The organism is Kitasatospora purpeofusca, assembly GCF_042691725.1.
Classification (GTDB): Bacteria; Actinomycetota; Actinomycetes; order Streptomycetales; family Streptomycetaceae; genus Kitasatospora; species Kitasatospora purpeofusca_B.
Map to the genome: position 1 here is coordinate 6,900,850 of NZ_CP170483.1, position 19,902 is coordinate 6,920,751.

Below are 19,902 nucleotides of genomic sequence, written 5' to 3' on the forward strand. Positions count from 1 at the left end.
CGGCCCGGTGCCGCGGGCCGGTCGGCCTGCCTGCCCGGGGGCGGGCGGGGTGATCACCGTGCCGCGTGCGGCGCCGTTCCCGGCTCGCCGGGCTCCCCGGAGAAGCCGACCTCGCCCCGGTGCAGGACGTGCACGGCGGCCGCCCCGGCCAGCGTCGCCGGGAGGGTCTGCGCGGTCAGCACCGTGGTCCGGCCGGTGGTGGCGGCCGAGGACAGCAGGTGCGCGTGCAGCCGGGCGGCGGCGGCCGGGGCCAGCCCCCGGTCCGGTTCGTCGAGCAGGAGCAGCCTCGGTGCGGCGGTCAGCGCCCGTGCCACGGCGACGAGTTGCTGCTGACCGCCGGAGAGGGTCCCGGCCCGCCGGGGGAGCAGCGCGGCGAGTTCGGGGAACAGCTCCAGCGCCTCGTGGGCGGGGCCGCCCCGGGGGCGCGCGCCGAGGGCGAGGTGCTCGGCGACGGTGAGCGAGGGGAACACGGCCCGCTCCGCCGGCACCAGGGCGAGCCCGAGCCGCACCCGCTGGTGCACGCCGAGCGCGGTGACGTCCCGCCCCCGCCACACCACCCGCCCGCCGGTCGGTCGCACCAGCCCGGCCAGCGCGTGCAGCACGCTCGTGCGCCCGGACCCGTTCCGGCCGAGCAGCACCGTCACCCGCCCGGAGGGCACGGCCAGGTCCACGCCGTGCAGCGCCTCCAGCGGGCCGTACCGCACCCGCACGGCCAGCAGGGCGACTTCGACGGGCACGGGGCCTCCTCAAAGGGTCGAGCGCGGGTTGAGGGTTGGAAGTTGGAAATCTGTCATCTGTTATCTGTCATCTGAAATCTGTCAGCTGTCAGTCGTCACCCGTTCCGTCACCGGCCCCAGGCGCGGATCACCCGGGGGTCGGCCAGCACCGCCGCCGTTGGGCCGGCGGCGACCATCCGGCCGTCGGCCATCGCGTAGACGGTGTCGGCGAGTTCGGACACCAGGTCCGGGTCGTGCTCGACCAGCAGCAGGGCCATGCCGTCGTCGGCCAGGCCGCGCAGGACGGTGAGCAGTCGGGCGGTCTGCGCGGTGTCCAGGCCCGCCGCCGGCTCGTCCAGCAGCAGCACCCGCGGCTCGCCGGCCAGCGCCCGCGCCAGTTCGAGCAGCCGCAGCACGCCCGTCGGCTGCCCGCCGGCCGGCTCCGCCGCCACCGCCCCCAGACCGAACACGGCGAGCGCGCGCGCCGTCCGGTCGTCCGCCGCGCCGGACCGCTGTTCGGCGCCGACCCGCACGTTGTCCGCCACCGACAGGGTCGGGAACACGGCGATCTGCTGGAAGGTGCGGGCCAGCCCGAGCCGCACCCGCTCGTGCACCGGGAGCCGGGTGACGTCCCGGCCGCCGAGCAGCACCCGGCCCGCATCCGGGCGGGCGGTCCCGGCCAGGCAGTCGAACAGCGTGCTCTTGCCCGCGCCGTTCGGCCCGATCAGCGCCGTCACCCGCCCCGGCGCCGCGACCAGGTCCACCCCCGCCACCGCCTCGATCCCGCCGTAGCGCCGCACCACTGCGCGTGCCGTCAGCCGGGCGGCGAGCGGGCCGGTCGGCGCGGTGACGCGGCGGAGCCCGGTCACGGTCCGGCCTCCCCGGACGTCCCGGACACCCCGGCCTCCCCGGACACCTCGCCACCGGCCGTCCGGCGGGCGGCGATCAGCGCGCGCACCCGCCGGCCCGCCGGGGTGAGCCGACCGGCGGGCACGGTCGGGGGCGGTACCGGCGGCACGGGTGCTGAAGCCCGCGCCGCCCGGCTCGCGGCGAGCGCGGCCAGGCCGCCCGGGAGCCGGCCGATGGCGGCCGCCAGCACACCGACCGCGACCGCCGACACCCCCGCCACCGTGCCCGCGTCCAGACCGATGAGCAGGGCCGCCGCCAGCACCGCCGCGAGCGCGCTGTCGGCGCCCGCGACCACCACGGCCGCGAACCAGAGCAGACCGCGCACCGGGTCGAACGCGGCCGCGTCGAAGGCGCGCCCGGCCATGCCCATCAGCCCGCCGCCGAGCGCCGCCAGCGCCGCGCCCACCACGAAGGCGAACAGCTTGAGGCCCGGCACGTTCACCCCCGCCGCGGCCGCCCCCGGCTCGTGGTCGCGCATCGCGCTCAGCGCCCGGCCGGTGCGGCCGCCGTGCAGGGCCCGCACGGCGGCCGCGCCCAGGCCGAGCAGGACCAGCTCGGCGAGGTAGAAGGCGCGGTCGCCGGCCAGGAACGCGGGCCGGTCCAGGACCAGCCCGGTGGTGGCGTACGGCTGCTGGAAGACGAACCGGCTCAGCGTCGTCCCGACCGCGAAGGTCACCAGCGCCAGGGCCAGACCGCGCCGCCGGATCGCCGGCCAGCCGGTGAGCAGGCCGAGCGGCGCGGTGGCGAGCACGGCGAACAGCAGCGCGGGCGCGGCCGGTAGGGCGGGCAGACCGGGAATCCGCCCGGACATCAGCAGCGCCGTCCCGAGCGCCCCCAGCCCCGCGTACCCGGCCTGGCCGAGCGAGATCTGCCCGCCGTAGCCGGTCACCACCACGATCGACAGCAGCACCAGCGCCAGCGCCGGCACCAGCAGCGCGCCGCGCAGGTCGTTGCCGCGGAAGCCGAGCGGCAGCAGGAGCAGCACCAGGCAGACCGCCCGCGCCGCCCGGCCGCTCCCGCCGCCCCGGGCCCGCACGACGGGTCGGACGTCCGCCCGCCCCCGCCCGTCGGTGAGCCGGGGACCGGCCAGCAGCGCGGCGGCCAGCAGCGCCACCACGAACAGGTTCGCCTGCACCGCCTGCACCAGCGGCAGCAGCTGCCCGGCGGGCCGGAACCGGGTCAGCTCCGCCTGCAGAACGCCCAGCCCGAGCCCGGTCACCACCGCGACCGGGATGCTCCGCAGCCGGGCCGCCACCGCGACGGCCATCGTCTCCATGACCAGCAGCGGCAGCCCGTACGGGTCGAGCAGCAGGTACGGCGCGAGCGCGACCCCGACCAGCCCGGCGGTGAACGAGCCGAACGCCCACCCGGCCGCCGACACCCGGTCGGCGTCCACCCCGGCCAGCTCGGCGAGCCGCCGGTCGTCCACCACCGCCCGCACCCGCAGGCCGAACGGCGTGAACCGGGTCGTCGCCCCGACCAGCACGGCGAGCACGAGGATCGCGGCCAGCTGCGCCACCGTGTCCGGGCGCAGCGTGTGCCCGCCCGGCAGGGTGATCGGCGCCCCGCCGAGCGGGGACGGCGCACCGCCCACCGGGGCTGCGCCCCACACCAGCACCACCACGCCGATGAGCAGCACGAACACGCCCACCCCGGCCACCGTCGTCTCGGCCGGTCCGGCTCCGCGCCGTTGCAGCGGCCGGTACACCAGCACGTCCAGCAGCACCCCGAGGGCGGGCGCCACCAGCAGCAGGCAGCACGCCACGGCCGGCCAGAGGGGCCAGTGCCGCTCGACGACCAGATCGCGCAGCAGGTAGGCGACGAGCATCGCCTGCGCGCCCTGGGCGAGGTTGAGCACGCCGGTGGCGCGGTGGCAGACGACCAGGCCGATGCCGCTGAGCGCGGCGGCGCTGCCGACGGTCAGGCCGGCGAGGGCGAGGTCGACGGTGAGGCCGGCCGAGTCGAGTCCGCCCGTGGCGAGGACGGCCGGGTCGAGGACGGTCATGGCGCCGCCGGCTCAGCCGGTCGGCGGGCGCGGATCGCCCGGACGGGTGGCGGTGCCGCCGGGGTTCCCGTCGGGCGGCCCCGGGTCGCAGAGCCGGCAGGGGGTGAGCCCCCGGTCCCGGACGGCGGAGGCGTCGACGGGGGCGGCCGCGGGCTTGCCCGCCACCAGCGGGCAGTCCGGGCGGTGGTAGAGCGTGCCGCCGGGAACGGCCAGCGGGGGGCCCGCCGGCTCGCCGGTGTCCCCGCCGTCCCCGCCGTCCCCGGTGACTGCGGTCTCCGTAGGGTCCGCGGGGTCCGCGGGGTCGACGAGCAGCGCGTACAGGTGCGCGATCCGGCGGTCCGTGGCCGTGGGCGTTCCCGCAGGCGGCGAGGCTGCGGACGGGGCGCGCCCGGGCGGCCGCAGGGCGACCAGGACGGCGCCCGCCACGATCAGCGCCGCACCCGGGACGGTCGCCGAGGCCAGGTACGGGACCTGCTGCTCGACGAAGCGCTCGCCGGACACCCCGTACCAGCCCAGCACGCACAGCACCGCGCCCACCGCGACCAGCGCCCAGCCGGCCCACCCGCCGCCCTCCCGCGCCGAGCGCACCGCGCGGGCCACCGCGTCCTTCGTACGGTTCGCGGTGCCCTGTCGCCCGGATTGCGATTCGTCCATGGATCCGCCTTGATGGTGTCACTTGCGACGTTTCCAGGAATGGCCTGGAACAGCATCCGGAGCGAGGGACACCATGCACGTGAGCCAGAGCGGCACCCGTCGGCTCGGCGGCCCGGTCCTGCGGTCGGCGGGCGCGCTGCTCGCGCTGCTGCTGGTGGGCACGGTGGCGGCCTGCGGCAGCGGCAAGTCGGCGTCCTCGACGGCGAGCCCCTCGCCGCCCGCCGCGACCGCCCCGACCGGCACCGCGACCACGACCACGACGACGACCACGACCGCCACGACGACGACGGCGACGGCCACCGGGACGGAGACCGGGACCCCGAGCCCCGGGGCGACCGCGCCCGCCGATCCGGCCGCGGCCACCACCCAGATCACCGCCAACTGGCAGAAGTTCTTCGACCCGACCACCCCCATCCCCGAGAAGGCCGCGCTGCTCCAGAACGGTGACGTGCTGCTGCCCGTCCTGCAGGGCTTCACCCAGGACCCGCGGGTCGGCCAGGTGAAGGCCACGGTGACCGACGTGGCGTTCACCTCCCCGACCGAGGCCACCGTCACCTACGAGCTGTCCCTCCAGGGCGCCGTGGTCGAGCCGGCCGCGACCGGTCAGGCCGTGCTGGACAACGGCACCTGGAAGGTCTCCCGCGCGACCCTCTGCGGTCTGCTGGTCCAGGCCGCCGGTGCCACCGGCACCCCGATCCCCGGATGCAGCTGACCCCCGTCACCCCGGTCCGGGCGCTCGCCCTCGTCCTCGCGCCGCTGCTCGCGCTGGTGCTCGCCGGGGCGGCCGGCTGCGGGACGCGCCTGCCGCCCGACGCCTTCGGCGCCCGCCCCACCACGGCGGGCGCCACCGGGGCCGGCGGCGGCAACCCGGCCTCCGACACCGGCGTCACCCCGACCGGGATCCGGATCGGCATCGTCACCTCGCTGACCAGCCCGGTCGGCAGCGAGGTGTTCAGCGGACCGCGCTACGGCGCCCAGGCCTTCTTCCGGGCCCTCAACGACCACGGCGGACTGCACGGCCGCACCGTCGAGCTCGTCACCTGCGACGACGGCGGCAGCGGCATCGGCAACCAGGACTGCGTGCACCGGCTGATCGACCAGTCGCACGTCTTCGCCTTCGTCTCCGGCAGCGTCCTCGACTACGCCGGCGCCCCCTACGTGAGCGGCAAGGCGGTCCCGGACGTCGGCGGCCAGCCGATCGGCACCGCGTACGAGCGCTGGCCGCACCTGTACGGCATCTACGGCAGCGGCGCGCCGCGCGACGGGCACGCCGTCGGCTGGAACGGCACGCTGTACCAGTCCACCGAGGTGTTCCGCTTCTTCCGGGAACGGCTGGGCGCGACCAGCGCCGCCGTGGTCGCCTACAACCAGGCCGACTCCGCCCGCTACGCCGCCCAGCTGCGGGCCGGCCTGGAGGCCGAGGGCTACCGGGTGCTCACCCAGACGGTGGACTTCGCGCTGCCGAACTTCCAGGCGGTGGCCGCGGCCGTCCGGGCGGACGGCTCGCAGCTGCTGTTCGACGCCATGGACACCCGGGGCAACGCCGCGCTCTGCCGCTCCCTGGACGAGGCCGGGGTGCGGGTCACCGCCAAGGTGACCAATGTGCAGAACTGGTCGCAGACGGTGCGCACCGACTACCAGGCCTCGCCCGCCTGCCGCAACGCGCTCTGGGCCACCTCCTCCTCGCTCAACTACGAGGACGTCCGGTACCCGGCGGTGGGCGCCTTCCGCACGGCGATGGCCCACTACTTCCCGGACCGCGAACCGCTGCTCTCGGCCTGGGAGCTGGAGGGCTGGGCGGGCGCCCAGTGGCTCGCCGACGCGATGGACTCGTGCGGCGCGGCCCTCACCCGGGCCTGCGTCGAACGGTTCATGAACCGCCCCGAGCCCTACGACGCCCACGGGCTGATCCTGCCCGCCTCCTTCGTCCCGCAGCCCCCGCCGACCGGGCCCACCCGGGCCTGCCTGAACGCGGCCCGCTGGCAGGACTCCGCCGCGGGCGGGCGCGGCGGCTGGGTCACCCAGGTGGAGTCCATGACCACCACCTGCTTCGACGTGCCGCAGCTGCCGTACAAGCCGTGAGGCGAGGCGCGCGGCTCCCGGGTGTCCGGCCGGTTCAGCCGAGGCGTTCCACCACGACCATGGCCGCGTCGTCGTCCAGCCGCCCGCCGACGTACCCGAGCAGGTCCCGGCGCAGGTGGTGCAGCAGGGCGTCCGGGGGCTCGGCGGCATGGCCGGCGGTGCGCTCGGCGACCCGCTCGGGCAGGGGGTAGAACCGCCGTCCGGCGTCGCGGGCCTCGATCACGCCGTCGGTGTAGACCAGCAGCCGGTCGCCGGGCCGGAACGGGAACTCCTCCACCGCGTACGCCCCGGGGGCCAGTTCGCCGAGGCCGAGCGGCGGCGCGGTGCGGCCGGGTTCCAGGGCGGTGACCAGGCCGCCGTGCAGGAGCAGCGGCGGCGGGTGGCCGCAGTCGACCAGCCGGATCACCGCCTCGTCGTCCGGGATGTCCAGGACGAGGGCGGTGATGAACGACTCGCCGCTGTCGTCGGCGTCGTCGGCGTCGTCGGTGGCCGGCATCTCGCCGGGCGGCGGACGCGGGCCCTGCCGGAGCCGGGGCGGGAGCGGCAGCCGGGGCTGTTCCTGGGCCCGCCGCGGCTGGGCGCGCTGCTGCTCGGCGAGCTGGGCGAGGTCCCAGGCGATGCTGCCGTCGAGGTAGCCGACCAGTCCGGGCAGATCGGCGTGCAGGTGCGCGGCGGCCCGGAAGGCGCCCAGCAGCAGCGCGGCGTCGCCGAGCGAGGACAGGCCCTTGCCGCGGACGTCGCCGACCAGCAGCCGGGTGCCGGAGGCGGTGCGGGACGCCGCGTAGAGGTCGCCGCCGACCTGGGCCTCCGCCTCGGCGGCCAGGTAGACGGAGGCGAGGCGCAGCGGGCCGATCCGGTCGGGCAGCGGGCGCAGCAGGACGCGCTGCGCCGCCTCGGAGACGGAGCGGACCTGGGCGAGCTGGCGTTCGTGGCGGTCGCGCAGCACGCGCAGGCCGACGATGAGGGCCGAGACGACGAGCAGGGCGCCGAGCTGGGTCTCGTGGTTGGCCGTGGTGACACCGTCGCGCAGGATGCCGATGACGGTCAGCGCGGCGATCGCCAGCAGGGCGACGGCGGCGGTGGCGCGGGCCCCGGCGAGGGAGGCGGTGAGGGCGGGGGCGACGATCAGCAGCGGGCCCAGGTGGATGTCGGGTGGGGCGAGCACGTCGACCACCGTGATCAGCACGATCAGCGCGAGCGGCACGGCCGTCAGCGCCCGGCGGTCGGGCCGCCAGGAACGGCGGCGGTCACGCGAACGCCGGTCGTCGGGGTGCCCCGCGCGGGGGTGCCGCTCGCGGGGAGGCTGCCGAAGTGGCACCTCTCCTCTGTACACCGTCCGGGTGGTCCGCCGCACCCCGGGGCGGTGGCCGGTGGTCCGGTGCCGGTGGTCCGGTGCCGGTGGTCCGGTGCCGGTGCCGGTCGGGTGCCGGTCCGGTCCGTGGAGCTCCGGTCGGTCAGCCCTCGGCGCCGTAGCGGGTCAGGTAGTCGGCGAACCGGGCGACGTCCTCGTCCGCCCAGCCGGTGAAGCGGGCGGCGAAGGAGAGCCGGCGCTGCTCGTTGGCCTCGCGCAGCAGGGTCAGCCCGGCGTCGGTGGCGAGCAGGATCTGCCCGCGCTGGTCCTCCGGGTCGGTCTCGCGGCGCAGCAGCCCGAGCTTCTCCAGGGCGGTGACCTGGCGGCTGACGGTGGACTTGTCGAGCATGAAGTGCGCGGCGACGTCGGCGGCCCGGCAGCCGCCGCGCTCGGTGATGAGGTCCAGGATGCTGTAGGTGACCAGCGAGAGGTCCGGGTGCAGCTGGGACGCCTTGTGGCGGGCGCGGCGGGCGAAGGCGGTCAGCTCGCGCTGGATGGTGGCGATCGACGTCTCGCGGTCGGGCACGGCGACCTACCTCCTCGGAGCCCCGGACTTTTGTTGCACTATACAACGACTTCCGGGGCGGGGGAGCGGCGCGCCTGCCAGGCACGCGCGGCCGCGATCCGGCGGGTGGCGCTCGGATGAGTGGCGAACAGTAGCTCAAGCACCCGGGGCGGGTCGACGTCGGACACGTTGGTCAGCGCCAGCCTGCGCTGCATCGCGATGAACTGCTCGGTGTCCTGGGTCAGTTCGAGGGCGTGCCGGTCCGCGCGGGTCTCCACCCGGCGGCTCACCGCGCACTGCACCGGGCCGGACAGCGCGCCCAGCAGCGCGGCGCACGCCGCCAGCAGCGGCATCGACCGCGGATCGGCCGCGTCCGTCGCGCCCGCCGCCGACAGCAGCGGGTCCCAGCCCGAGGCCAGGCCCAGCAGCGCCACCACGACGGCCGCGCCCACCGCGCCCAGCACCGTGCCGGTCAGCACGTCCCGGTGCTTGACGTGCCCCAGCTCGTGCGCCACCACCAACTCCACCTCGCGCGGATCGGCCGTCGACAGCAGCGTGTCGTACGCGACGATCCGCCGCGTCGCGCCGAGGCCCGACACATACGCGTTCAGTGCCGTCGTGCGGCGCGAGGCGTCCGCCACCAGGACGTCCCGTACCCGCACGCCGTCGCGCTCGGCCAGGCCCAGCAGTGCCGCGCGCTGCGGGCCCGGCTCCATCGGCGTGAAGCGGTTGAACACCGGCTCGACGAGCAGGGGGTAGAGGAAGGACAGGGCGGCGGTCAGCAGTGCGGCCGCGCCCGCCGCCGGCAGCCACCAGTGCTCCGGCGAGCGGTCGGTGAGCGCGTAGAGGCCGAAGGCCACCGGCAGGGCGAGGGCCAGGGTCAGCGCCAGTCCGCGCAGGGCGTCCACCGCCCAGCCGGCCCAGCCCTGGGTGACCAGGCCGAACCGGGCCCGTACCGACCGGGCGCCCGCCCCGAACGGCAACTGCGCCAGCCGGCCGAGCAGCACCAGCGCGGCGGCCCCGGCAAGCACCTCCGCCGTCCGCGAGCCGCCGAACCGGCCGCCGGCCGCCGACACCAGCCCGGCGCCCGCGGGCGTCAGGCCCAGCACCAGGGCCAGCGCCAGGCCGGTGAGCCGCCCGCCGAGCGCCCACGGCAGCTGGGCGCGGCGCAGCGCGCGGCCGCGGGCGCGCTGGGCGGGGGTGAAGTCGGGCGACGGGGCGGGGTGGTCGCCCGGAGTTGGGCTGACAGAATCTGTCATCTGTTATCCGTCATCTGAAATCTGTCAGCTGTCAACTGTCAGCTGTCAGGCGTCGGCCTTCGATCGTCATCTTGTCCTTCGGTCGTCAGCATGTCACTCCTCGGCGGGACCCGTGGCGCCGTGGGTGCCCGCGCGGAGCAGCTGGTGGCCGAGGTCGATCAGCGCCCGGCCGACCGCGAAGTCGTCGCCCACCGCCGGCGCCGGGGCGTCCTGCGGATTGCGGTGGGCGAGCGCGTCGCTGTGCAGCACGGCGCCGTCGGCGTCGAGCACCGCGTGCACCCGGGTGGTGTCGCGGTCCTCGACCAGGTGCAGGCTCAACCGCCAGTCCTTGGTACGGACGGCCGGCTCCCCGCCGCCGCCCGCCAGGCCCTCGGCCGCGCCGGCCGCCGCGAGCGGCGTGGGCGCGGTGGCGGTCCCGTCCGCCCGGACGATCACCACCGGACACGTCCCGTGCACGGCGCAGCGCGCGCTCACCGACCCCAGCAGCGTCCGGGCGAACGTCCCCCGGCCCCGGCTGCCGAGCACCAGCAGGTCGGCGCCCCCGGCCGCCTCCAGCAGCACCTCGGCCGCGTGCCCCAGCACCAGGCTCTCCTCCACCGGCACCGGCCGCTGCGGGCCGATCACCTCGTCCACCTCGACGGTCAGCCTCCGGCGCGCCGACTGCTCGAAGCCGTCGTCCACCATCGGCGCGAACCAGCCGTACAGCGACGGGTACTCCCACGCGGCCACCGCGTGCACCGCCGCCCCGGTCAGCACCGCCTGCCCCACCGCCCAGCGCAGCGCCGCCTTCGAGGGGGCGGAGCCGTCGATCCCGACCACGATCCGCCGCCCGGCCCCCTTGGTCCCGTTGCCGGTCATGACCCGCACCACCCGCCTGCTTCCACCGCCCCCGCGCCCTCGCGGGGCCTCCACCCTTCCCACGCTGCGCGCCACCCGCGCGGCGCGCCAGGGACGGGATGGCCAAGAGCGGTCGGCGGGTTGGGACGGGCGGGCCCGGAGGGGGCCGGGGACCCTCCGGGAGCCCGCTCGGAGGTCCGATCGTGGACCCCGGGCGGGCGTTCTAACGCCGGGCGACGGGCGGGTGCCGGTTGTGGCGGCGGGGCGAAGGGGGCGCGGGGGAGTGGCGTAGGCTGACCGTTTCCGGACCGACCTTGGGGGAACACACATGCGCCGTTCCGCGGCCGCCGTCGCCCTGCTGCTGGGGTTGATACCCGTGGCCGCCTGCGGACCGGACGACCCCGATCCGGCCGCCGTCAAGGCCTCGAAGTCGGCGAACGCGGCGGCCGACGCGGCGGCCGCGAAGGCCTCGCCGGGCGCCTCCGACACCCCCGGTGACCAGGCGTCCGGCGACGGCGCGGCGCCCCGCCCCGACGGCAGCATCACGGTGGCGTTCGCAGGGGACGTCCACTTCGAGGGCCGCACCGAGGCCCGGCTCGCGGTGCAGCCGCCCGAGACGGCGCTCGGCCCGATCGCCAAGACCCTCTCCGCCGCCGACCTGGCCGTGCTCAACCTGGAGACCGCGATCACCGACCGCGGTGCCCCCGAGCCGAAGACGTACACCTTCCGCACCTCGCCCAAGGCGCTCACCGCGCTCAAGGACTCCGGCGTCGACGTCGTCTCGCTCGCCAACAACCACGCCGTCGACTTCGGCGCCGACGGCCTCACCGACACCCTCGCCGCGAAGGCCTCCTCGCCCGTCCCGATCGTCGGCTTCGGCCGCAACGCCCAGGAGGCGTACGCCCCGTACGTCGCCACCGTGCGCGGGGTGAAGGTCGCGGTGGTCGCGGCCAGCCAGGTCGAGGACCTCACCAACCAGAAGTGGCGGGCCGGCGCGAACAAGCCCGGCATCGCCTCGGCGCTGGACACCGCCGCCCTGCTCAGGGCGGTCGAGGAGGCGAAGCGGCAGGCGCCGGTGGTGCTCGTCTACCTGCACTGGGGCGACGAGGGCAAGGCCTGCCCGACCGGCGCGCAGACCGCCGTCGCCAAGAAGCTGGCCACCGCGGGCGCGACCGCCGTGGTCGGCACGCACGCGCACACCATGCTCGGGGCCGGCATGCTCGGGGACACCTATATCGGCTACGGCTTCGGCAACTTCCTCTGGTACGGCACCTCCAACTACGCCAACTCCGACGAGACCGGCGTCACCACGCTGACCGTCAGCCCGGCCGGCAAGGTGCTCGGCGAGGCGTTCACCCCGGCGACGATCGACGACAAGGGCGTGCCGGTGCCGCAGTCCGGTGCCGCCGCCACCGCCGCGCTCAAGCGCCGCGACGGGCTGCGCGGCTGCACCGGCCTCGCCCCCGTTCCCGGCGCCGCCCCCGGTGCCGCTGCCGCCTCCGGTACCGCGCGGACCCCGACCCCCACCCCCACCGCTTCGCGCTGAGCCCGCGCCGGACGGCGTGAGAGGGTCGGCGGAGACGGTCGGCGTACGGAGGGTACGGGCAGTGACGCAGTGGGCGGTGCGCGGTCGGCGGCAGGTGTACGGGTCGCCGTGGGTGGAGCTCTGGCTGGACGACGTCGACATCCCCGGTGTCGGCCGGGTCGACCACCATGTGGTGCGGATGCCGAAGGAGTGCGCCAACGCCGTGGTGACGGACGGGGACGGGCGCTTCCTGATGCTCTACCGGCACCGCTTCATCACCGGCCGCTGGGGCTGGGAGCTGCCCTCCGGCTGGGTGGAGCCGGGGGAGGATCCGGCGGCAGCGGCCGCCCGCGAGGTCGAGGAGGAGACCGGCTGGCGGCCGGGGGAGGTCGCGCCGCTGACACGGCTCGACGCGATGTCGGGGATCTCCACGATGCACTTCCACTGCTTCCACGCCACCGGCGCGACGCGGATCGGCGAGCCGGTGGACCGGGCGGAGGCGAGCCGGGTGGAGTGGCTGGCCGAGGACGAGGTGGTGAGGCTGCTGACGACGGGCGAGGTGGCCGAGGGCGCCTCGCTCGCGGCCCTGTCGTACTTCCTGGGCCCGCACCGGCTGACAGCGCGCGGCGGCGCCGACCGGTGATCCACCGGCGAGCGCGCTGATCGAGGCGGAGCTCCGCACCGCCGCCGCAGCCATCAGGCCGCTTCAGTAAGGAAAATGAGGGAACGTCAGCCCTTGTGGTCGGCCTCGCCGTGCTTCCAGTAGCCCTTGCTGTGGACGCGTTCGCGCGGCAGCGCCCACTCGGCGAGCAGGTGACGGCGGACGGCGGTCACCGCAGCGATCCTAACACTGGACGCAACGCCCGCGTCCAGCTTCGCCGGTCGCGGGCGTTCGGCGCTCCGTTCGGCCCCGCCGTGCACAGTTGACGACCCCGCAGGGGGCCGTCCGGCCCTGCGCGACCCCTCGGCGGGCCCGAACAACTGTGTTAGGTTAGCCTTGCCTAATGTCGCTGGTCGGAGGGGATTTTCCTGTGCAGCAGTCCGAACTCGCCGGCGCCGTCGCGATCGTCACCGGCGCCGGGCAGGGCATCGGCGCGGCCGTGACGCGCGCCCTCACCGCCGCCGGCGCCGTCGTCGCCGCGACCGACCGCAACCCCGGCCCGCTGACCGGGCTCGCGAACGAACTGTCGGGCCGTCCGGACGCGCACGGCCCCGTCCACCCCTACCTGCTGGACGTCTCCGACGCCGCCGCCGTCGAGTCCACCGTCACCCTGATCGAGGATCAACTGGGCCCGGTCGGCATCCTGGTGAACGTCGCCGGAATCCTGCGCGCCGCCCCGGCGATCGAGCTGAGCGACCAGGACTGGGCCGACACCTTCGCCGTCAACACCACCGGGGTCTTCCACACCTCCCGCGCGGTCGGGCGGCGGATGGCCGGACGCGGCGGCGGCGTCATCGTCACCGTCGGCTCCAACGCCGCGGGCGTGCCGCGCACCGGGATGGCCGCCTACGCGGCCTCCAAGGCGGCGGCCACCATGTTCACCCGCTGCCTCGGCCTGGAACTCGGCCGCTCCGGAGTGCGCTGCAACATCGTCTCGCCCGGCTCCACCGACACCGAGATGCAGCGCGCGCTCTGGCACGACGACGCCGCGGCCGCCGAGCAGCGCGTCATCGACGGCGACCCCGCCAGCTACCGGGTCGGCATCCCGCTCGGCCGGATCGCCCAACCCACCGACATCGCCGAGGCGGTGGCCTTCCTGGTCTCCGACCGCGCCCGCCACATCACCATGCACGACCTCTACGTGGACGGCGGCGCCACCCTGCGCGCCTGACACCACGGCAGTCCGGGCACCCGGACGACCGCGCGGGCAGTGCCCCGGGCCGAGCAGCGCCCGGACCGCCGCCCCACCCGGGCCGCGCACCCCCACCGGGGAGCGCCGCCGCCCGAACCCCACCACCCGCCGGCCGCCACGACGAGCGACGCCCGGCGACCACTCGCAGACTGGGAGAATCCAGGTGACCACGGTGCACCACGCCCCCGCCGGGACGGACCACACCGTCATCGGCGCGGCCAGCGGGCTGCTGGGCCAGTATCGGGCCGCGCCCGACGAGGCGTTCTTCGCCTCCCCGACCCGCACGCTGCTCGCCGAGGGCGTGCACGCCAGGGTGCCCCAGGACGGGCGCCCGCTGGCCGACCGGGTCGCCGACACCCTCGCCCGGGCCCGCCGGGACGGCGTCGAACACCCGCTGGTGGTGGGCGCGGTGGCGTTCGACCACGACAGCCGGGCCGAACTCGCCGTCCCCGCCCGGCTGCGCACCTGCGGCGCGCTGCGCGACGACCCGCTGATCGCGCTGCCCGCCCCGGCCGCCGACCGGATCGACTGGGACGTCCGCCCGGTGCCCGCCCCCGAGACCTACGGCGCCGGCGTCGCCGAGGCCGTGCACCGGCTCCAGGACGGCGAGTTGAGCAAGGTGGTGCTCGCCCGCACCCTGGAGCTGCGCGCCGACCGCCCGCTCGACCTGCCCGCGATCCTCCAGCGCCTCGCCCGCCGCGACCCCGGCGGCTACACCTTCGGCGTCCCGGCCGGCGGCGGCCGCACCCTCATCGGCGCCAGCCCCGAACTGCTGCTCTCGCGCCGCGGCACCGCCGTCGTCGCCAACCCGCTGGCCGGCTCGGTGCCGCGCAGCGCCGACCTCGGCGAGGACGTCCGGCGCGCCGCCGCGCTGCTGGAGTCCCCCAAGGACCTGCACGAGCACGCCTTCGTGGTGGACGCCATCCGCACCGCGCTCGCGCCGTACTGCCGCACCCTGGACGTGCCGGAGCGGCCCACCCTGGTGCGCACCGCCGCGATGTGGCACCTGGCCACCACCATCACCGCCGAGCTGGCCGACCCGGCGGTCTCCGCCCTGGAGCTGGCCGTCGCACTGCACCCGACCCCGGCCGTCTGCGGCAGCCCCACGCCGCTCGCCCGCGAGGCGATCCGCGCGATCGAGCCGTTCGACCGGGGCCTGTACGCGGGCATGGTCGGCTGGGGCGACGCGGACGGCGACGGCGAGTGGGTGGTCACCCTGCGCTGCGCCGAGGCCGACGAGCGGACCCTGCGGGTGTTCGCCGGCGCGGGCGTCGTCGCCGAGTCCCGGCCGGAGGCCGAACTCGCCGAGACCAGCGCCAAGTTCCGTACCTTCCTGGACGCCGCGGGAGTGCCGCGGTGAGCGACCTGACCACCCCGGGGGCCCCCGTGACCGAACCGCTCGACCTCGACCCGATGGCGCGGGTGATCGCCGGATTCACGCCGTACCCGGCGGAGTTCGCCGAGCGCTACCGGGCCGCCGGCCACTGGCGCGGCGAGACCTTCGGCTCGATGCTGCGCGAGCGCGCCGCCGCCCACCCCGACCGGATCGCGATCGTCGACCCGGCCGGCGGCCCCGGCGAGGACCCCACCCGCCGCTGGACGTACGCCGAACTCGACCGCCGCGCCGACCGGATGGCCGCCGGGCTGCGCACCCGCGGCATCGGCCGGGGCGACCGCGTGGTGGTCCAACTCCCCAACACCGCCGAGTTCTTCGAGGTGGTCTTCGGACTGTTCCGGATCGGCGCGCTGCCGGTCTTCGCGCTGCCCGCGCACCGGTACACCGAGATCTCCTACTTCTGCGCCTTCACCGGCGCCGTCGGCTACGTCGTCCCGGCCGTCGAGGGCGGCTTCGACTACCGCGAACTCGCCACCCGGGTACGGGCGGAGACGCCGTCGCTACGGCACGTCCTGGTGGCGGGCGGCGAGGCGGGCGAGCACACGGCGCTGGCCGACGTCCCGGCGGAGCCGGCCGGGGCCGGGGCGCACCGGGAGCCGCTGCCGGGGGACGTCGCGTTCCTCCAGCTGTCCGGCGGCAGCACCGGCGTGCCCAAGCTCATCCCGCGCACCCACGACGACTACATCTACTCGCTGCGAGGCTCGGTCGAGCTGTGCGGCCAGGACGAGCGCAGCGTCTACCTCGTGGCGCTGCCCGCCGCGCACAACTTCCCGCTCAGCTCGCCGGGTTCGCTGGGCACGCTGTACGCGGGCGGCCGGGTGGTGCTCTGCCCGCAGCCCAGCCCCGAGACGGCGTTCCCGCTGATCGAGCGCGAGGGCGTGACCATCACCGGCCTGGTGCCGCCGCTGGCGCTGCTCTGGTTGGAGGCCGCCGAGCGGCGCCGGGAGGCCGGCGGCCCGACGGGGCTGGAGAGCCTGGAGGTGCTGCTGGTCGGCGGCGCCAAGTTCAGCGAGGAGGCGGCCCGGCGGGTGCGCCCGGTGCTGGGCTGCACCCTCCAGCAGGTCTTCGGGATGGCCGAGGGCCTGGTCAACTACACCCGGCTGGACGACCCGGAGGAGGTCGTCGTCACCACCCAGGGGCGGCCGATCTCCCCGGACGACGAGGTGCGGGTGGTCGACGACCAGGACGACGACCTGCCCGACGGCGCCACCGGCCACCTGCTCACCCGCGGCCCGTACACCATCCGCGGCTACTGGAACGCGCCCGAGCACAACGCCGGCTCCTTCACCGCGGACGGCTTCTACCGCACCGGCGACCTGGTCCGGCGCACCGGGACCGGCCACCTGGTGGTCGAGGGGCGGGCCAAGGACCAGATCAACCGGGGCGGCGAGAAGGTCGCCGCCGAGGAGATCGAGAACCACCTGCTGGCCCACCCGGCCGTGCACGACGCGGCCGTGGTCTCGATGCCCGACGCCTACCTCGGCGAGCGCACCTGCGCCTACGTCGTGCTGCGCGAGGAGCACCGCGCGCGGCCGCCGAAGTCCGTCGAGCTGAAGCGCTTCGTGCGGCAGCGCGGACTGGCCGACTTCAAGGTCCCGGACCGCGTCGAGTTCGTCGACGCCTTCCCCGCCACCGGCATCGGCAAGGTCAGCAAGAAGGACCTGCGCGCCGCCGTCGCCGCCACCCTCACCACTCCCTGAACCCGCCTTACCCCCCAACTTCTCGACACAGCTAAGGACGCACCGCCGTGGGCCTGCCCCGCATCCCCTCCTATCTGATGCCCGCCGCCACCGACCTGCCCGCCAACCGGGTCGACTGGACGGTCGACCCGTCCCGGGCCGTGCTGCTGGTGCACGACCTGCAGAACCACTTCCTGAACGCCTTCGACACGGCCGCCGCGCCGGTCACCGAGCTGTTCGCCAACATCAACCGGCTGCGTGCCTGGGCCGCCGAGCACGGCGTGCCCGTCGTCTACTCGGCGCAGCCGGGCGGCCAGACCCCCGAACAGCGCGGTCTCCAGCAGGACTTCTGGGGCCCGGGCATCCCGGACGACCCGCGGGCCGCGGCGATCGCCGACGCCGTCGCCCCGGCCGAGGGCGACCGCCTGCTCACCAAGTGGAAGTACAGCGCCTTCGTCCGTACCGACCTGGACGGGCTGCTGCGCGAGCAGGGCCGCGACGAGCTGGTGATCACCGGCGTCTACGCGCACATCGGCGTGCAGGCCACCGCCTGCGACGCCTGGATGCGCGACGTGCGGGCCTTCGTGGTGGCCGACGCGGTCGCCGACTTCGGCGCGGACGAGCACCGCGCCGCGCTCACCTGGGTGGCCGGCCGCTGCGGCGTGGTCACCGTCACCGACGCCGTACTGGAAGGGAAGTGACGGGCATGGCCTTCACCGTGGAGCGGATCCGGGCCGAGGTCGCCGACCTGCTCGGCGAGGACCCGGCGGAAATCCCGCTGGACGAGAACCTGGCCGACTGGGGCCTGGACTCGGTGCGGCTGATGGCGCTGGCCGAGCGCTGGCGGGCCGAGGGCGCCGAGGTGGCCTTTCTGCAGCTGGCCGAGCGCCCGGCCGTCGAGGCCTGGGCCGAGCTGCTCGGCGCGTCCTGATGGAGCCCGGCACGGGGGCGGACCGGACCGCGAGCACGCGGCGGTGGCCGGCGACCACGGCGATCGGACCGATCGAGGCGCAGGCCGCCCGGACGCCGGACGCCCCGGCGCTGCTGCCGGCCGGCGCGGCGCCGGTGAGCTACGGCGAACTGAACGCGGTGGCCAACCGGATGGCGCGCTGCCTGGCGGACCGCGGCGCCCGCCCCGGTACGGTCGTCGGCCTCTCGCTCACCCGCCCGGCCGACCTGGTACCGGCGCTGCTGGCGGTGGCCAAGTCGGGGGCGGCGTACCTGGCGCTGGACCCGGACGACGCGCCGGGGCGGCTGGCCTGGCTGCTGGCGGACGCGGCACCGGTCTGCGTGCTGGGGGAGGGGGCGCCGACCGCCGAGCGGCCGACCGCCGCCGAACTGGCGGGCCGGGCGGTCACCGACCCGCCGCGGGCGCTCACCCCGCAGCACCCGCTCTGCCGGGCGTACGGTCCGGGCGGGCGGCCGGCGGGGGTGTGGACGACGCACGCCGAGGTGGACCGCCGGGTGCGCGAGCTGCAGGCCTCGTACGGGCTGGCGCCGGGTGACCGGGTGCTCCAACTGGGCCTGCCGCTGTGGGAGTTCCTGTGGCCGCTGCGGACCGGGGCGGCGCTGGTGCTGGCCGACCCGGACCGGCCGGGGGAGGTCGGGGACCTGGTCCGCGACGCCGGGGTGACCGCCCTGCGGGCCGCGCCGTCGGTGCTCGGCGAGCTGCTGCCCGAGCCGGGGCCGGTGCACCTGGTCCCGGAGCGGGGCTGACGGTGTGCGGCGGCCGACGGGCTGACAGCTGACAACTGACAGATTTCAGATGACAGATAACAGATGACAGATTCTGAAATCTGTCATCTGTTATCTGTCAGTCGTCAGCCGCCGGTCCCCGGTTCCCAGCCCCCGGCCGTCACCGCCGCGCCGCCGCGAAGTCCGCCGCCGTCCACGCCATGGCGACGGCGCCCTCCACGATCGCCCGGTCCGCCTCCGGCGAGACGGCGGCCTCGGCGAACGCCGCCTCGTGCGGGCCGCAGGCGCCGCCGGTGATGTCCAGCACCGGGTGGATGGCCGGCAGGGCGTGCGAGACGTTGCCCATGTCGGTGCAGGCGAACGGCCCGCTCTCGACCGGCTCCGGGCGGCCCGCCGCCGCGGCGTTGGCCCGCCACAGGGCGAGCAGCCCGGCGTCGCTGCGGAAGTCCAGGTAGTCCGGCTCGGGCCGGTTCAGCTCGACCTCGCACCCGGTGGCCAGCGCCCCCGCCCGGAAGCAGTCCTCCACCCGGGCGCGCAGCTCCGCGAGGTCCTCGGCCGCCGAGGCGCGGATCTCGTACTCCGCGGTGGCGCTGTCGGGGATGAGGTTGGGCGCCGTCCCCGCCGCCGTGGTGATGCCGTGCACCCGCCAGTGCGGCGGCAGTTGCTGGCGCAGCAGCCCGAGGGCGACCTGGGCGACGGTGAGCGCGTCGGCGGCGTTGCGGCCCTCGTGCGGGTTGAGGCTCGGGTGGGCGGCGCGGCCGGTGTAGCGGACGGAGAGGGTGCCGAGTGCGAAGGAGTGGAAGTCGGCGACCTCCACCGGGCAGGGGTGGACCATCATCGCGGCGTGCACGCCCTCGAAGGCGCCCGCCTCCAGCAGCAGCGCCTTGCCGGCCCCGCGCTCCTCGGCCGGTGCGCCGATCACCCGGACGGTGAGCCCGAGCCGGTCCGCGTGGGGCGCGAGGCCGAGCGCGGCGCCGAGGCCGGCGGCGGCGATCAGGTTGTGGCCGCAGGCGTGGCCGAGGCCGGGCAGCGCGTCGTACTCGCAGACCACGGCGACGGTGACCGGTCCGCTGCCGAGGCGCGCGTCGAAGGCGGTGGGCAGGCCGTGCGCGCCCGGCGAGACGGCGTAGCCGTGGGCGCGCAGCAGTTCGGCGCACCACTCGGCGGCCCGGTGCTCCTCGAACGCGGTCTCCGGGTGGGCGTGGATGCGGCGGCTGAGCGCGAGCAGTTCGCCCTGGTGGGCGAGGACGCGCTCGCGCACCGCCTCCTTCAGCCCGGGGTCGGCCACAGCCGGGTCGCTCGCGTTCAGGGGGGACATCGGCGCCTCCGGGGGCGTCAGGGCCTGCCTCCAGGCAGGCTGTTGACCAGACGATATGTAGATAGCTTAGGCTAACCTAAGTAGGCAGTAGGCGTTCCGTTGCGCCGGACCCGAGGAG

General features: G+C 76.1%; 20 protein-coding genes. 10 read left to right on the forward strand and 10 right to left on the reverse strand.

What is annotated here, in order from left to right:
* Positions 1-53: 53 nt before the first annotated feature.
* The 4 genes from ACFCLZ_RS29735 to ACFCLZ_RS29750 all read right to left on the reverse strand — a co-directional run bounded on the left by ACFCLZ_RS29735 (position 54) and on the right by ACFCLZ_RS29750 (position 4,284).
* Complete coding sequence (locus ACFCLZ_RS29735) at positions 54-737, reverse strand: ATP-binding cassette domain-containing protein (RefSeq protein WP_380280974.1); 684 nt, start codon at positions 735-737, stop codon at positions 54-56.
* Between the two features lie 107 nt (positions 738-844).
* Complete coding sequence (locus ACFCLZ_RS29740) at positions 845-1,585, reverse strand: ABC transporter ATP-binding protein (protein WP_380280975.1); 741 nt, start codon at positions 1,583-1,585, stop codon at positions 845-847.
* Complete coding sequence (locus tag ACFCLZ_RS29745) at positions 1,582-3,630, reverse strand: ABC transporter permease (protein ID WP_380280976.1); 2,049 nt, start codon at positions 3,628-3,630, stop codon at positions 1,582-1,584. Before ACFCLZ_RS29745 ends, ACFCLZ_RS29740 begins: the two co-directional genes overlap by 4 nt.
* 12 nt (positions 3,631-3,642) lie before the next feature.
* Positions 3,643-4,284, reverse strand: a complete 642-nt coding sequence (locus ACFCLZ_RS29750) for a hypothetical protein (RefSeq protein ID WP_380280977.1) — start codon at positions 4,282-4,284, stop codon at positions 3,643-3,645.
* Between the two features lie 73 nt (positions 4,285-4,357).
* On the opposite strand from ACFCLZ_RS29750, the gene ACFCLZ_RS29755 reads away from it, so the two are divergent.
* Both ACFCLZ_RS29755 and ACFCLZ_RS29760 read left to right on the forward strand, forming a co-directional pair.
* Positions 4,358-4,996: a hypothetical protein gene (locus tag ACFCLZ_RS29755; protein ID WP_380280978.1), complete on the forward strand. Its 639-nt coding sequence runs from the start codon at positions 4,358-4,360 to the stop codon at positions 4,994-4,996.
* Complete coding sequence (locus tag ACFCLZ_RS29760) at positions 4,987-6,366, forward strand: ABC transporter substrate-binding protein (protein WP_380280979.1); 1,380 nt, start codon at positions 4,987-4,989, stop codon at positions 6,364-6,366. The genes ACFCLZ_RS29755 and ACFCLZ_RS29760 overlap by 10 nt, the downstream gene beginning before the upstream one ends.
* Before the next feature lie 34 nt (positions 6,367-6,400).
* On the opposite strand, the gene ACFCLZ_RS29765 is transcribed toward ACFCLZ_RS29760, so the two are convergent.
* From ACFCLZ_RS29765 to ACFCLZ_RS29780, 4 genes are all read right to left on the reverse strand, one after another.
* Positions 6,401-7,684: a PP2C family protein-serine/threonine phosphatase gene (locus ACFCLZ_RS29765; RefSeq protein ID WP_380280980.1), complete on the reverse strand. Its 1,284-nt coding sequence runs from the start codon at positions 7,682-7,684 to the stop codon at positions 6,401-6,403.
* A gap of 136 nt (positions 7,685-7,820) precedes the next feature.
* Positions 7,821-8,243, reverse strand: coding sequence for a MarR family winged helix-turn-helix transcriptional regulator (locus tag ACFCLZ_RS29770; protein WP_376097286.1), 423 nt, complete (start codon positions 8,241-8,243; stop codon positions 7,821-7,823).
* 38 nt (positions 8,244-8,281) lie between these two features.
* On the reverse strand, positions 8,282-9,481 hold the full coding sequence (locus ACFCLZ_RS29775) for a M48 family metalloprotease (protein ID WP_380280981.1): 1,200 nt from the start codon (positions 9,479-9,481) through the stop codon (positions 8,282-8,284).
* A gap of 93 nt (positions 9,482-9,574) precedes the next feature.
* A complete protein-coding gene (locus ACFCLZ_RS29780; RefSeq protein WP_380280982.1) occupies positions 9,575-10,339 on the reverse strand; it encodes a universal stress protein in 765 nt (254 codons plus the stop codon).
* Between the two features lie 307 nt (positions 10,340-10,646).
* Here ACFCLZ_RS29780 and ACFCLZ_RS29785 point away from each other — a divergent pair, with 307 nt between their 5' ends.
* Together ACFCLZ_RS29785 and ACFCLZ_RS29790 are read left to right on the forward strand one after the other, a co-directional pair.
* Positions 10,647-11,864, forward strand: coding sequence for a CapA family protein (locus ACFCLZ_RS29785; RefSeq protein ID WP_380280983.1), 1,218 nt, complete (start codon positions 10,647-10,649; stop codon positions 11,862-11,864).
* A gap of 61 nt (positions 11,865-11,925) precedes the next feature.
* Complete coding sequence (locus ACFCLZ_RS29790) at positions 11,926-12,486, forward strand: NUDIX domain-containing protein (RefSeq protein ID WP_380280984.1); 561 nt, start codon at positions 11,926-11,928, stop codon at positions 12,484-12,486.
* Between the two features lie 86 nt (positions 12,487-12,572).
* Here the strand turns inward: ACFCLZ_RS29790 and ACFCLZ_RS29795 are convergent, their stop codons facing one another.
* Entirely contained in the window at positions 12,573-12,677 is a 105-nt protein-coding gene (locus ACFCLZ_RS29795) for an SIP domain-containing protein (RefSeq protein ID WP_380280985.1), read from the reverse strand.
* A gap of 170 nt (positions 12,678-12,847) precedes the next feature.
* On the opposite strand from ACFCLZ_RS29795, the gene ACFCLZ_RS29800 reads away from it, so the two are divergent.
* From ACFCLZ_RS29800 to ACFCLZ_RS29825, 6 genes are all read left to right on the forward strand, one after another.
* Entirely contained in the window at positions 12,848-13,675 is an 828-nt protein-coding gene (locus ACFCLZ_RS29800; RefSeq protein WP_380280986.1) for a 2,3-dihydro-2,3-dihydroxybenzoate dehydrogenase, read from the forward strand.
* Between the two features lie 178 nt (positions 13,676-13,853).
* Positions 13,854-15,056, forward strand: coding sequence for an isochorismate synthase DhbC (dhbC, locus tag ACFCLZ_RS29805; protein WP_380286321.1), 1,203 nt, complete (start codon positions 13,854-13,856; stop codon positions 15,054-15,056).
* 53 nt (positions 15,057-15,109) lie between these two features.
* The gene (locus ACFCLZ_RS29810) at positions 15,110-16,792 is read left to right on the forward strand and encodes a (2,3-dihydroxybenzoyl)adenylate synthase (RefSeq protein ID WP_380286322.1); all 1,683 of its coding nucleotides are present in this window, start codon (positions 15,110-15,112) and stop codon (positions 16,790-16,792) included.
* 47 nt (positions 16,793-16,839) lie between these two features.
* The gene (locus ACFCLZ_RS29815; protein ID WP_380280987.1) at positions 16,840-17,472 is read left to right on the forward strand and encodes an isochorismatase family protein; all 633 of its coding nucleotides are present in this window, start codon (positions 16,840-16,842) and stop codon (positions 17,470-17,472) included.
* A 5-nt stretch (positions 17,473-17,477) separates the two neighbouring features.
* Positions 17,478-17,702, forward strand: a complete 225-nt coding sequence (locus ACFCLZ_RS29820) for a phosphopantetheine-binding protein (protein ID WP_380280988.1) — start codon at positions 17,478-17,480, stop codon at positions 17,700-17,702.
* On the forward strand, positions 17,702-18,487 hold the full coding sequence (locus ACFCLZ_RS29825) for an AMP-binding protein (RefSeq protein ID WP_380280989.1): 786 nt from the start codon (positions 17,702-17,704) through the stop codon (positions 18,485-18,487). Before ACFCLZ_RS29820 ends, ACFCLZ_RS29825 begins: the two co-directional genes overlap by 1 nt.
* A 139-nt stretch (positions 18,488-18,626) precedes the next feature.
* Here ACFCLZ_RS29825 and ACFCLZ_RS29830 read toward each other — a convergent pair whose 3' ends face one another.
* Positions 18,627-19,784 carry an amidohydrolase gene (locus ACFCLZ_RS29830; RefSeq protein ID WP_380280990.1) on the reverse strand — a complete coding sequence of 386 codons (1,158 nt, stop codon included), beginning with the start codon at positions 19,782-19,784 and terminating at the stop codon, positions 18,627-18,629.
* Positions 19,785-19,902 lie beyond the last annotated feature (118 nt).

Coding starts and splice junctions, on each gene's coding strand:
- ACFCLZ_RS29745 (WP_380280976.1), bottom strand. CDS start 3,630: ATGACCGTCCTCGACCCGGCCGTCCTCGCCACGGGCGGACTCGACTCG.
- ACFCLZ_RS29750 (WP_380280977.1), bottom strand. CDS start 4,284: ATGGACGAATCGCAATCCGGGCGACAGGGCACCGCGAACCGTACGAAG.
- ACFCLZ_RS29820 (WP_380280988.1), top strand. CDS start 17,478: ATGGCCTTCACCGTGGAGCGGATCCGGGCCGAGGTCGCCGACCTGCTC.
- ACFCLZ_RS29825 (WP_380280989.1), top strand. CDS start 17,702: ATGGAGCCCGGCACGGGGGCGGACCGGACCGCGAGCACGCGGCGGTGG.
- ACFCLZ_RS29755 (WP_380280978.1), top strand. CDS start 4,358: ATGCACGTGAGCCAGAGCGGCACCCGTCGGCTCGGCGGCCCGGTCCTG.
- ACFCLZ_RS29830 (WP_380280990.1), bottom strand. CDS start 19,784: ATGTCCCCCCTGAACGCGAGCGACCCGGCTGTGGCCGACCCCGGGCTG.
- ACFCLZ_RS29800 (WP_380280986.1), top strand. CDS start 12,848: ATGTCGCTGGTCGGAGGGGATTTTCCTGTGCAGCAGTCCGAACTCGCC.
- ACFCLZ_RS29775 (WP_380280981.1), bottom strand. CDS start 9,481: ATGACAGATTCTGTCAGCCCAACTCCGGGCGACCACCCCGCCCCGTCG.
- ACFCLZ_RS29810 (WP_380286322.1), top strand. CDS start 15,110: ATGGCGCGGGTGATCGCCGGATTCACGCCGTACCCGGCGGAGTTCGCC.
- ACFCLZ_RS29760 (WP_380280979.1), top strand. CDS start 4,987: ATGCAGCTGACCCCCGTCACCCCGGTCCGGGCGCTCGCCCTCGTCCTC.
- ACFCLZ_RS29785 (WP_380280983.1), top strand. CDS start 10,647: ATGCGCCGTTCCGCGGCCGCCGTCGCCCTGCTGCTGGGGTTGATACCC.
- ACFCLZ_RS29780 (WP_380280982.1), bottom strand. CDS start 10,339: ATGACCGGCAACGGGACCAAGGGGGCCGGGCGGCGGATCGTGGTCGGG.